General features: G+C 62.3%; 10 protein-coding genes. 6 read left to right on the plus strand and 4 right to left on the minus strand.

Translation table 11 applies throughout. The features are described 5' to 3' along the window. Positions 1 to 29 precede the first annotated feature (29 nt). On the plus strand, positions 30 to 536 hold the full coding sequence (locus C5F53_RS03025) for a hypothetical protein (RefSeq protein WP_105259831.1): 507 nt from the start codon (positions 30 to 32) through the stop codon (positions 534 to 536). Positions 537 to 595: 59 nt separating this feature from the next. Here C5F53_RS03025 and C5F53_RS03030 read toward each other — a convergent pair whose 3' ends face one another. The 4 genes from C5F53_RS03030 to C5F53_RS03045 form a co-directional block, all read right to left on the minus strand. Then, a complete protein-coding gene (locus C5F53_RS03030; RefSeq protein WP_105259832.1) occupies positions 596 to 1675 on the minus strand; it encodes a TRAP transporter substrate-binding protein in 1080 nt (359 codons plus the stop codon). 203 nt (positions 1676 to 1878) lie between these two features. Continuing rightward, positions 1879 to 3774: a 1-deoxy-D-xylulose-5-phosphate synthase gene (gene dxs, locus C5F53_RS03035; protein ID WP_105259833.1), complete on the minus strand. Its 1896-nt coding sequence runs from the start codon at positions 3772 to 3774 to the stop codon at positions 1879 to 1881. A 68-nt stretch (positions 3775 to 3842) separates the two neighbouring features. Then, positions 3843 to 4796, minus strand: a complete 954-nt coding sequence (locus C5F53_RS03040; protein ID WP_105259834.1) for a polyprenyl synthetase family protein — start codon at positions 4794 to 4796, stop codon at positions 3843 to 3845. Beyond that, on the minus strand, positions 4796 to 5038 hold the full coding sequence (locus C5F53_RS03045; protein WP_105259835.1) for an exodeoxyribonuclease VII small subunit: 243 nt from the start codon (positions 5036 to 5038) through the stop codon (positions 4796 to 4798). Before C5F53_RS03045 ends, C5F53_RS03040 begins: the two co-directional genes overlap by 1 nt. A gap of 200 nt (positions 5039 to 5238) precedes the next feature. Between C5F53_RS03045 and C5F53_RS03050 the strand changes: the two genes are divergently transcribed. The 5 genes from C5F53_RS03050 (at position 5239) to C5F53_RS03070 (ending at position 12472) form a co-directional block, all read left to right on the plus strand. Next, positions 5239 to 6414, plus strand: a complete 1176-nt coding sequence (locus C5F53_RS03050) for an aromatic ring-hydroxylating dioxygenase subunit alpha (RefSeq protein ID WP_105259836.1) — start codon at positions 5239 to 5241, stop codon at positions 6412 to 6414. Positions 6415 to 6493: 79 nt separating this feature from the next. Then, the gene (locus C5F53_RS03055; protein WP_105259837.1) at positions 6494 to 7381 is read left to right on the plus strand and encodes a DMT family transporter; all 888 of its coding nucleotides are present in this window, start codon (positions 6494 to 6496) and stop codon (positions 7379 to 7381) included. A gap of 122 nt (positions 7382 to 7503) precedes the next feature. After that, a complete protein-coding gene (locus tag C5F53_RS03060; RefSeq protein ID WP_105259838.1) occupies positions 7504 to 9198 on the plus strand; it encodes a GIY-YIG nuclease family protein in 1695 nt (564 codons plus the stop codon). 205 nt (positions 9199 to 9403) lie between these two features. Further along, positions 9404 to 10273 carry a sulfurtransferase gene (locus C5F53_RS03065; protein WP_105260381.1) on the plus strand — a complete coding sequence of 290 codons (870 nt, stop codon included), beginning with the start codon at positions 9404 to 9406 and terminating at the stop codon, positions 10271 to 10273. A gap of 57 nt (positions 10274 to 10330) precedes the next feature. Then, positions 10331 to 12472 carry an ATP-binding protein gene (locus C5F53_RS03070; protein ID WP_105259839.1) on the plus strand — a complete coding sequence of 714 codons (2142 nt, stop codon included), beginning with the start codon at positions 10331 to 10333 and terminating at the stop codon, positions 12470 to 12472. The last annotated feature ends 4 nt before the right edge of the window (positions 12473 to 12476 follow it).

Genomic DNA, 12476 nt, shown 5'->3' on the forward strand with positions numbered 1-12476 from the left:
GGGGCTTTTTTTATGGAACCTTTACGCCCATGAGTGATACCCCCACGGACGACGCCGGCCAGCGCACCACCACCCCTGCCACCCTGCAGTTTGCCCCCCAAGGGGGCGACATGGTCGCCCCCGCCTACAGCCCGGTGTTCAAGGGCATTGCCCTGATTCTGATGGTGTTGGCCAGTGCCTGGGCCTGGAAAATGCAAATGGGTACAGGCCCCTTGACAGCGCAGAACACCGTGTTCTGGATATGGGCGCCCTGGGCCCTGATGGCCTACACGGTCTGGTTTGTGGTGACCGGCACCACCCGCCTCTCCAGCACAGCGGTGGAACAAAGCTGGATGTGGAGCAAGCGGGTGGAATTGCACAACCTAGCCTACGCCAAAGTGATTCGCATACCCGGCCTGGAATGGCTGATTGCCCCACGGTTCTACACCAAGACGTTTGGTGGCAAGCTGGTCATTTTCTACACCGCCCAACCGGCGATGCTGAGCGAATTCAAACGACTGGAAGACGCCCTGAACGCGCTCAAACAAGCGCGCTGAGCGAATGTGCAGACGAAAAAAAAACCGCGCCGTAGCGCGGTTTTTTTAATGGGGCCGAATCACAGCTTCTGCGTTTGCATGAAGGTGTCGAACTTGGCTTCGGTGAAACGGAACCACAGATTGGAATCGGCACGGAACTTGGAGTAGTCCGCGTAGATTTTTTTCCAGTCTTCGTTGGTATCGCTCAGCTTGGTGTACAGCGACATGGCTTCCTTGAACGCCGCGGCCAGCACGTCGTTGGGGAACGGACGCAGCTTGGTACCGGCACCCACCAGTTGCTTCAAGGCCATGGGGTTGCGACCGTCGTACTTGGCTTGCATGTCCACGTGGGCATAGGTCGAAGCGGCTTCGATGATGGCCTTGTTTTCGGGCGACAGCGCATCGTAGGCCTTCTGGTTGACGAACAGGTCCAGCTGGGGACCGCCTTCCCACCAGCCAGGGTAGTAGTAGTACGGTGCCACCTTGTTGAAGCCCAGCTTCTGGTCATCGTAAGGACCGACCCACTCGGCTGCATCAATCGTGCCTTTTTCCAGCGCGGTGTAGATTTCACCGCCGGGAATGTTTTGTGGCACGCCGCCCATGGGTTCAAACACCTTGCCAGCAAAGCCGCCAATGCGCATCTTCAGACCCTTGATGTCTTTCAGCGACTTGATTTCCTTGCGGTACCAGCCACCCATCTGGGCACCTGTGTTGCCCATGGGGAAACTGATCATGCTGTACTTGGCGTAGAACTCACGCATCAGCTTCAAGCCGTTGCCTTCGTACATCCAGGCAGTCATCTGGCGGCTGTTCAGGCCAAAGGGCACTGCGCAACCCAAAGCAAACGCTTCGTTTTTGCCGAAGAAGTAATACGGTGCTGTGTGAGCGCACTCAATGGCGCCGTTTTGCACCGCATCCACCACGCCAAAGGGCGGGGTAATTTCACCACCAGCGTGCACCGAGATTTCAAACTTGCCGCCGGACATGGCTTTCACTTGCTTGGAGAAAACTTCTGCCGCGCCATAGATGGTGTCCAGGGCTTTGGGGAAGCTCGACGACAGGCGCCAGCGCACTGCCGCTTGCGCATGAACCGCTGGTGCCGCGCCCGCGGCCAGCACGCCAGCGATACCAGCGTTTTTGATAATTGAACGACGATCCATTCGGTGTACTCCGGTAATTGTGTTGTAACCATCTTGCGACCCAGTTGTTCCAAGGCACAAGGACTGCAATAGTCAAGCGCGATTGTAGGAACGCGGTGCCCCCCTTTCGTGGGGGTTTTCCCTCGACACGGACAGGCTGAAGCGCCGCATTCAGGATTCTGCAAGCCAGCGCATTGCACGCTGGCTTCTAACTGACTTGGGACTTACGCAGCGCGCGCTGCGGGTGCCAACAATGCACCAAAACGCTGCGTGATCGACGCCTGAATGCCGACGGCATCCAGCCCTTGCAGCGTGAGCAAATAAGCCGGGTCGCCATGCTCGGTAAACACATCGGCCAGGCCCAGCTGCAGCACCGGCAACTCCAGCCCAGCGGCCTGCAAGGCCTCCAGCACCGCACTGCCCGCGCCGCCCATGGTGGCGCCCTCTTCCACCGTCACCAGCGCCCGGTGGCTGCCCGCCACCTGCAGCAGCAGTTCGGTGTCCAGCGGCTTGGCCCAGCGCATGTTCACCACCGTGGCGCCCAGCGCTTCGGCGGCCACCAAGGCGGGCTGCAGCAGCGTGCCAAACGCGAGGATGGCAATGCCCTGGCCCTGCTTGCGAATCTCGCCTTTGCCAAACGGCAAACCGTCCAGGCTGGCCGGCACCGCCACGCCCGCACCACTGCCACGCGGGTAACGCACGGCCACCGGGTGGTTTTGGGCAAACGCCGTGCTCAGCAACTGGCGGCACTCGGCCTCGTCGGCCGGGCAGGCAATGCTCATGTTGGGAATGCAACGCAGGAATGGAATGTCATAGGCGCCCGCATGCGTGGCCCCATCGGCGCCCACCAGGCCAGCGCGGTCCAGCGCAAACACCACGGGCAGGTTTTGCAATGCCACGTCGTGGATCAACTGGTCGTAGGCGCGCTGCAAAAAGGTGGAGTAAATCGCCACCACGGGCTTGAGCCCTTCGCAGGCCAGGCCGCCAGCAAACGTGACTGCGTGCTGCTCGGCAATGCCCACGTCAAAGTAACGCGCCGGAAAACGTTTTTCAAACTCCACCATGCCCGAGCCTTCGCGCATGGCGGGCGTAATGCCGACCAGGCGGGGGTCGGCGGCGGCCATGTCGCACAACCACTGGCCAAACACCTGGGTAAAGGTGGGCTTGGCCACCGCAGTGGACTTGACCAGACCCACGGCCGGGTCGAACTTGCCAGGGCCGTGGTAGGCCACGGGGTCGGCCTCGGCCAGCTTGTAACCCTGGCCTTTTTTGGTCACCACGTGCAGAAACTGTGGGCCCTTCAGGTGTTTGATGTTTTCCAGCGTGGGGATGAGTGAGTCGAGGTCGTGGCCGTCGATGGGGCCGATGTAGTTGAAGCCAAACTTTTCGAACAGTGTGGCGGGCACCACCATGCCCTTGGCTTGTTCTTCAATACGTTTGGCCAGTGCAAACAGCGGCGGCGCGCCCTTGAGCACACTTTTGCCCACGTTTTTGGCGGCGGCGTAAAACTGGCCGCTCATCAACTGCGCCAGGTAGCGGTTCAGCGCACCCACGGGCGGGCTGATGCTCATGTCGTTGTCGTTCAGGATGACCAGCAGCTTGCAGTCTTCCACGCCTGCGTTGTTGAGCGCTTCAAACGCCATGCCGGCCGTCAACGCGCCGTCACCAATCACGGCCACCGAGTAGCGGTCTTCGCCCTTGATGCGGGCGGCCAGCGCCATGCCCAGCGCGGCCGAGATGGAGGTGCTGGAGTGCGCGGTGCCAAAGGTGTCGTAGGCGCTCTCGTCACGACGCGGAAAGCCGGACAAGCCACCAAACTGGCGCAGGCTGTGCATACGGTCACGCCGGCCGGTGAGGATTTTGTGCGGGTAGGTCTGGTGGCCCACGTCCCAGACCACGCGGTCTTCGGGCGTGTTGAACACATAGTGCAGCGCCACGGTCAGCTCCACCGTGCCCAGGTTGGAGCTCAGGTGCCCGCCGGTTTTGGCCACGCTGTTGAGCAGGTAGGTGCGCAGCTCGTCGGCCAAGGCGCGCAGCTGTGCCCGCGGCAGCTGGCGCAGCGCCGCGGGGTCGTCGATGGTGGAGAGCAAAGACGGGGGAGTCAGATCGGTAGAGGGCATTTGCTATCTTTTTAGTAGCTGCTTGCGCATATTATTCGGGGGCTAGAGGCCTATTTGACTCTTAAATCCTAGCTTGCGCGGTGCACCACCATGCCGGCCAGGGCCTGCAGGGCGCGGGTGTCGGCCAGGCCACTGGCCTGCAGCGCATCCAGCGCCTGCTGCAACAACTGGGCCGCATAGGCCCGGCTGGCGTCCAGCCCCATCAGCGACACATAGGTGGGCTTGTCATTGTCGGCATCTTTGCCCGCGGTCTTGCCCAGCGTGGCCGAGTCGGCGGTCACGTCCAGAATATCGTCCACCACCTGGAAGGCCAGGCCAATCGCCGCGCCATAGGCTTCCAGGCCCTTGAGCGCCTGGGCCGAGGGGGCCGCACAGTGCGCGCCCATCACCACGCTGCCCTGCAGCAGCGCACCGGTCTTGAGCTGGTGCATCTCGCGCAGCTGGTTTTCGGTCAGTGGCAGGCCCACGCTGGCCAGGTCAATCGCCTGGCCACCGGCCATGCCGGAGCTGCCGGCAGCACGTGCCAGCAGGCCGCAGAGTTTGGCCTGCGTGGTGCAAGGCACCGAGTCGTCCTGCGGCGTCAAAAACTCAAACGCCAGGGCCTGCAGCGCGTCCCCTGCCAGCAAGGCACTGGCCTCGCCAAACTGCACATGCACCGTGGGTTTGCCCCGGCGCAACACGTCGTTGTCCATGCAGGGCATGTCGTCGTGCACCAGTGAATAGGCGTGGATTAGCTCCACCGCACAGGCCGCACGCAGGGCGGCGGCCGGGCAACCATGGCCTTCGGTGGCCACGGCCTCGTGCGCCGCCAGCACCAGCAGCGGGCGCAGGCGTTTGCCGCCGTCCAGCACCGAGTAACGCATGGCCTCCACCAGCGCGGCGGGCGCACCGTGGTCCACGCCCTGGGGCGCATCCGCCGTGATCCAAGTTTCCAGCGCGCGCTCTACCTGTTGCAGGCGTTCGCGGCTCCAGCCGTCCAAGTCAAACGGGGCCACGGCTTGGGGGGCAACAACGGCGTGCATCAGGCTTTCCAGGGTTTGAGGGCGCCATCGTCCAGCACCTTGATTTGTTCTTCCACCGCCTGCAGTTGCTCACGGCAGTACTGCAGCAGCGCCGCGCCGCGCTGGTAACCACTCAACAATTGGTCCAGCGGCAGTTCGCCCGACTCCAGACGGCCCACCAGGCCTTCCAGTTCCTGCATGGCCGCTTCGTAGCTGGCGGGCAGAGGGGCAGTGGTGGGGGATGGAGCGCTGGCCTTGGGCATGGAATGATGGTTCAAAAAGCAAACCGCGATTTTAGGCCCAAGCCCTGGTGCTTTTGCCTAGGCGAATGCCCCAAGCAGGTACAATCGCCCCTCCCGCATCCGGCCTCCCGCTTCTGGGATGGACGGCTCCCATTTACCGCGCGCGCCATGCGCACCCTATGGCGCACCCCCCTGTGGGGAGTCTTCAGGTCAGGTCACCCATGTCTGATTTAAGTCTTCAACTGCAGCAGGCACACAGCCAACTACCAGTTTCAAGCTACTTTGACCCGGCGCTCTACGCGCTTGAAATGCAAAGTATCTTTCAGCAAGGGCCCCGCTACGTGGGGCACTCCCTGAGCGTTCCCAACGTCGGGGACTACTACGCCCTGCCGCAAGAGAACGAAGGGCGCGCGCTGGTGCGCAATGCCGGCGGGATTGAACTCATCTCCAACGTCTGCCGCCACCGCCAGGCCATCATGCTCAAGGGTAGCGGCTCGCTCACACACGACGCCAAAGGCATGCAAAGCGGCAACATCGTCTGCCCGCTGCACCGCTGGACCTACAGCGGCGCCCACGCGGGCCACAACGGCAGCCAAAGCGGCACGCTGATTGGCGCGCCCCACTTCGCCCAAGACCCCTGCCTGAGCCTGAACAACTACAAGCTGCAGGAATGGAACGGCCTGCTGTTTGAAGCCAACGGCGTGGATGTGGCCGCGCAGCTGGCGAACATGGGCCCGCGCGCCGACCTGAGTTTTGAGGGTTATGTGCGCGACAAGGTCGAGATGCACGTATGCAACTACAACTGGAAGACCTTCATCGAGGTCTATCTGGAGGACTACCACGTGGGTCCCTTCCACCCCGGTCTGGGCCAGTTTGTCACCTGTGACGACCTGCGCTGGGAAATGCACGACAACTACTCGGTGCAAACCGTGGGCGTGGCCAACCGCCTGGGCAAGGCCGATGCCACCGGCGGCTCCCCCATTTACGAACGCTGGCAAAACGCGCTGCTGGACTACCGCGGCGGCGTGCCCCCCAAGCAGGGCGCCATCTGGCTCACCTACTACCCGCACATCATGGTGGAGTGGTACCCGCATGTGCTCACCGTGTCCACCCTGCACCCCATGGGGCCGAACAAAACCATGAACATGGTCGAGTTTTACTACCCCGAGGAAATTGCCGCCTTCGAGCGCGAGTTTGTGGAAGCCCAACAGGCCGCCTACATGGAAACCTGTGTGGAAGACGACGAGATTGCCGAGCGCATGGACGCGGGCCGCGCCGCCCTGCTGGCTCGCGGCGACAACGAAGTCGGCCCCTACCAAAGCCCCATGGAAGACGGCATGCAGCACTTCCACGAGTGGTACCGCGGCAAGGTAGACCTCTCGGGCCTGCCCGCCTGAGCCCTACATCACTATTAATTTCATAGCTGCTTGCGCAATATCCATGCGCCCTGGCACCCTATTTGACTGGTAAACACCCATGCAAGCCTTGTGGATGGTTCTCGCCTCGTTCTGGTTTGCGCTCATGGCCGTGGGCATCAAATACGCGTCCAACAGCTTTGGCACACTGGAGCTGGTGCTGTACCGGGGCCTGGTCAGCATGGTGTTTATGGCCATCGTGGTGCGCGCCCGCGGCGCCACGCTGCGCACCCCCGTACCCATGATGCACGTCTGGCGCAGCACCATTGGCGTGCTCTCGCTCAGCGCTTGGTTTTACGCCATTGCCCACCTGCCCCTGGCCACCGCCATGACGCTTAACTACATGAGCGGCGTGTGGGTGGCCGCCTTCATCGTGGGCGGCGCCCTGCTCTATGGCGACGCACAAAAGCAGGGGCCGCTGCTGGGCACCGTGCTGCTGGGTTTTGTGGGCGTGGTCATGACCCTTCGCCCCACCATCGACCAGAACCAGCTGTTCGCCGGCGTGGTGGGCCTGCTCTCGGGCATGGGCGCGGCGCTGGCCTATATGCAGGTCACCGCCCTGGGCAAGGTGGGCGAGCCTGAAGAACGCACGGTGTTTTATTTCTCGGTCGGCACCGCCCTGGTCGGCGCCGTGGGCCTGCTGTTCACCGACGTGACGCCCTGGTCAGAGGTGCGCCTGCAGGACGCACTGTGGGTCATCCCCATCGGCATCCTCGCCTCGCTAGGCCAGTGGTGCATGACCCGCGCCTACCGCAAAGGTGCCACGCTGGTCGTGGCCAGCATGCAGTACTCGGGCATTGTGTTTGCCGCCCTGTTCAGCCTGCTGCTGTTTGGCGACAAGATCGCGCCTATGGGCTGGCTGGGCATCGCCGTGATTGTGGCCAGCGGCTTGCTGGCGACGGTGCTGCGGTCTCGGGCCATGCCGAATACGCCGGCGGAAGAGCATTAAGCGGTTTCAGTCTGATAGCAGTAACACCTGCATCGGTATGATTTTTCAAGTCTGACCCTAGGCAGAAATATGTCAGATCGGATTTAGAGCCAAAAGTGGACGCTCGCTAGCGCTGCACTGATATGCCCCGAAAGAAAATCTTAGAAGAAGTCCTTGCCGAGTTCCATGCCCTGCATTCGGATCGGTACGACTACTCCAATGTACGGTACCAGAATAGCTCTACAAAAGTAGAGGTCATCTGCCGCCAACACGGTGCATTCCTCATCGCCCCCAACCATCACCTAAATGGCGTGGGCTGCCGCCAGTGCTACTTCGATCGCCAGAAGACCTCTAAAGCCGAATTTATTGAGCGATCTAGAGAGCACTTTGGTGATCGATATGACTACAGCCTGATTTCTGAGTTGCCACCTGCTGGTGAGAAAGTCAGCATCCACTGTCTGGCACATGATTTGGTTTTTCAGCAAGAGCACCGCAACCACCTGCGAGGCCATATAGGCTGCCCGAAATGCATTTCGCTGAAGCATGCCTTAGATGAAGGGCAGTTGAAGCCAGCGTCATCCGACACTGCCCTGCGTGACCGCTTCCGAATCCAGGCACGGTCCGTCCACGGCGACAAATATCAGTACGACGACTTCCATTATGTGAACATGGGGATGAAAGGCGTCATCCATTGCCCCGACCATGGCCCCTTTGAGCAAACCCCTTCCAACCATCTGCGTGGGACGGAATGCCCACAATGTGCCAAGTTGAAGCTGTCAGAGGGGACATTCAAACAACGATGTGAAGAGTTGGGAGTCAACTATTGGCGAGCCCTCAAACGTCGCCAGAAAGGGATGGCCGAAGAGCGAATCCTTGAGCAGAGCACCCTTCGCTCTTCGCGAGAGGTCGCTCCCATTACGGTCAATAACATCGAATACCCCAACATGGAAGAGGCTGTACGCAGCCTGAAACCTCCCTCCAGCCCACACACCATCAGCAGGTGGATTGCGAGGGGAATGACCCCAGAAGAAGCTTTCACCCGAGTGCCCAATCCGGGGTACGGGGACGGCATCATCTATCTAGTGACCCACCTGAACAGCGCGAAACAGTACGTCGGCATCACCATCCAGACACTGACCAGACGTTGGCAACAGCACCTGCTCGATGCAAAATCCGGCGGCGTACTTGGCGAAGAGTCCTTGCACACCGCAATTCGCACCTTCGGAAAGTCGGCTTTCACCATTGAACAGATTGATAACGGAACCAGCAAAGGGACGCTGGAGGCCAAGGAACGCGAATGGATTCAGCGCCTAAACACACTGAAGCCATCGGGATTCAACATCTCGCCGGGGGGCACGAGTGGCGGATCCAACCCGCAGGCCACCAAGGTTGATGGCATCCAATTCCAAAGCAATGCCGCAGCGACTGACTACGTAGCTCGCACGCGCGGCATCACTCACCATGCAGCCAAGGCTCGGATTCGCAAAAAACGACTCGACGCAATCAGTCCACGCAAGCCAGGCGAGAGCATTGTCTCCACACCAGCCTACAAAGCATGGAGTCGACTGGTTCATGTCGTGACCAACCCCAATTCAACTGACTACATTGCAGGAGTTGAGCTGCACCCTGCGTGGCGCAATTTCAATGTATTCCTGTCCGAGAACGGCCCCCCGCCGCAACCTGGCATGGCCTTTGCCCGCCTAGACAAAACTCTGGGATACGTTCCCGGCAATTGCACCTGGATGACCAAGAGCGAGGCGAGCAAGCTCAACGCCGCTTACATGAAAGCCGCCGGCCTTTTCACCGGGCGGCGCAGAAAAATGAAAAATTCGCGATGAACTAAGCCGTGTGCTCTCGCCGCATAACGCCCGTCAACCCCAATACCTTTCATTGCGTGAGCGTACCCACACCCAGGGCTATGTGGCGTGTAGCCGGTAGCCGATTTGCTGGCCGCACAGCGGACAGATGAGGCCACCGGGTATGCGCCACATGGCCCAGCGCGCGCCAACAACGGCACAGAAGCAAATAGATAATGAGAACACCATGCCCCACACCACCCTCATTTCCGTCGCCCAACTCCAAGCCCTGCAAGCCAGCGCCACACCCGCCGTCATCTTCGACTGCAGCTGCGACCTGATGCAGCCCGCACAAGGCCCGGCGCAGTACGCCGAGAGCCATATTGCCGGCGCGCTCTATGCGCACCTAGACAACAACCTCAGCGCCAAGGGCGACCCGGCCGTGACCGGTGCCGCCTCAGGCGGGCGCCACCCCCTGCCCTCTCGCCAAAAATTTGCGGAGTGGCTGGGCAGCGTGGGCCTGAAGAACAGCGACCAAGTGGTGGTCTACGACCGCCAAGGCGCCAACTACTGCGGCCGCCTGTGGTGGATGCTGAAGTGGCTGGGCCATGCCAATGTGGCGGTGCTGGACGGTGGCTTTCAGGCCTGGGAGGCGGCAGGCGGTGCGGTGGCAAGTGGTGCCGAGGCGCCCCGCCCGGCGTCCACCTTTGCCGTGACCGACCCGCTGGTGACGCTGGTGGGTGTGGACACCGTGTTGCGCAATCTGGGCCAGAACCACCAACACATCATCGACGCGCGCGGCGCACCGCGGTTTCGCGGTGAGGTGGAGCCCATCGACCCGGTTGCGGGCCACATTCCGGGCGCGCTGAACCGCGTGTTCAGCAGCAACCTGGGGCCCGATGGCCTGTTCAAACCTGCGGCGGTGTTGCGTGCCGAATTTGAAGCCCTGTTGGGCCAGCGCCAGCCGCAAGACGTGGTGCACCACTGCGGCAGCGGCGTGAGTGCCGTGCCCAATGTGCTGGCCATGGAAATTGCGGGCCTGGGCGGCACCGCACTGTTTGCCGGCAGCTGGAGCGAGTGGTGCAGCGATGCCACGCGCCCGGTCGCGCAGGGCTAAACCGGCCAAAGCCCCCGGACTTTCGCTACCGCACGGGCAGCACTACACTGCGGGACCATGGCGCCCGAGTCCCTCCCCTCGCCCACTCCGGGCAGCAAGCCGCTGCCTGATGTGCTGGTGTTGGCCTTTGTGCTGGGCATTGGCACGCTTTGCAGTGCTCTGGCCTTTGTGGGCCTGCGGCAAACCGAAGCACTGCGCCTGCAAAATATCCACACCGCCAGCGCGCGCACCGTGCAAGACGTGCTGGAGCTGGACATCCACCGCACCGTGGAAGCCACGCACAACATCAGCCTGGTGGTGGAGAGCCAGCCCCAGGTGCAGCGCAAACAGTTCGACTTGCTGAGCCGACGGGTCATGGCAGACCTGCACACGCTCTCTGCCATTCGCTGGTTGCCGGCCGGTGGTAGTGAGGCGGCCCATGAGCAGCAGGCACGTGTGATTGGCAGGCCGGTGGCGTCGGCGGTGTTTCCGGTGGTCAGCCCCAGCCACGACGGTGCCGGGGTACCCGCCATTGCCATAACTGCGCCGGTGTATGAGCGGGATGTCACCACCGACGCCATCGTGCGCCACCGTGGGTTTGTGGAATCTATCGTGCCCCTGCACGCCCTGCTGCGTGATGCCGGCAACCGCGCCAACCTGGTCGGCATGGACCTGATGGTTTACGACCTGGAGGGTGCCGCACGCGCCCACACCGAAGCGATTTATGCGCGACTGGGCACTGCCGCCGAAGACGCCCCTAGCGAGGCCCACCGGGCAGAAAAAAACCACAACGACTTTGTGGTGGCGCTGGACGTGGCCACCCGCCCCTGGCAGGTGGTGCTGCACCCCCGGCCCGCGTTTTATGCGGACCTAACTTCCAGCTACGCGCCCTATGTGCTGGGCGCGGGCCTGCTGCTCACCGGGCTTATTACGGCCGCGGTGTGGCGGGCCCAGCGTTACCGGCGCAGCATCGAATTCGCACGGCACCGTGCCTCGCGCGCCCGCGAGGCACTGGCGTTGGAGCAAAGCCGCCTGCAAAACATCATGGAAGGCACGGGCGTGGCGAGCTGGGAGTTCAACTACGCCACGCGCACGCTGCAGGTCAGCGAACGCTGGGGCACCATGGCCGGCTACACCACGGCCGAGCTGGGCCCCAACCTCTACGCGCGTTGGCTGGAACTGACCCACCCCGACGACCTGCAGCGCTTCTTTGTGGCACTGAACGAGCACTTTGCGGGCAAGACCACGCATTTCGATTACGAATACCGCATCCGCCACCAGCAAGGCCACTGGATCTGGATTGGCGCACGTGCCCGGCTGCTGGAGCGTGATGCCGATGGCAAACCGCTGGTCCTGGGCGGCACCAACCTGGAGATTACCGAGCGCAAGGAAACCGAAGAGCGCATCCGCCAGCTCAACGCCTCGCTGGAGCAACGCATGCAGGAAGAGGTGACCCGCAGCGAGGCGCGCGCCACGCTGGGCACGCTGATTGCCAGCGTCTCCCACGAGATGGGCACACCCATGGGCAACAGCCTGATGACCGCCAGCACGCTGGCCGACCAGGCCCGGCACTTTCAGACCCTGCTAGACTCCGGTACCCTGCGCCGCTCCGCTTTAACCGAGTTCATCACCCAGGTGCGCGAGGGCAATGCCCTGCTGATGCGCAACCTGGAGCGTGCCGTGGCCCTGCTCAAAAACTTTCGCCAGGTAGCGGCCGACCAAGCCAGCGAACAGCGCCGCGAGTTTGACCTGCGCAAAGTACTGGGCGAAGTGCTGCACACGCTGGCGCCCAGCCTCAAGCGCGAGGCCCATGCAGTGACGCTGGACGTGCCCGAAGGCATCACCATGGACAGCTACCCCGGCCCGCTGGGCCAGGTGGTCATCAACCTGGTGAACAACGCCTACCTGCACGCCTTTGAGGGCATGGCCCAGGGCACGGTGCAACTGCGCGCCAGTGCCACCGACAGCGAGGTGACCCTGGTGTGCCAGGACAACGGCCGGGGCATTGCACCCGAAACGCTGGAGAAGATGTTTATGCCCTTCTTCAGCACCCGCATTGGGAGTGGTGGCACGGGGCTGGGCATGTCCATCGTGGACAACCTGGTCAAGTCCACACTGGGCGGCAGCCTGCATGTGACATCGGTGCAGGGCGCGGGCACCACCATCACCATCACGCTGCCGCGTGTGGCGCCAGCGCCGCACAGCGACGCTGACGAGTAACGCA

The sequence above is a fragment of the Rhodoferax sp. TS-BS-61-7 genome, from assembly GCF_002943465.1.
In the GTDB taxonomy this organism is placed as follows: domain Bacteria; phylum Pseudomonadota; class Gammaproteobacteria; order Burkholderiales; family Burkholderiaceae_C; genus Allorhodoferax.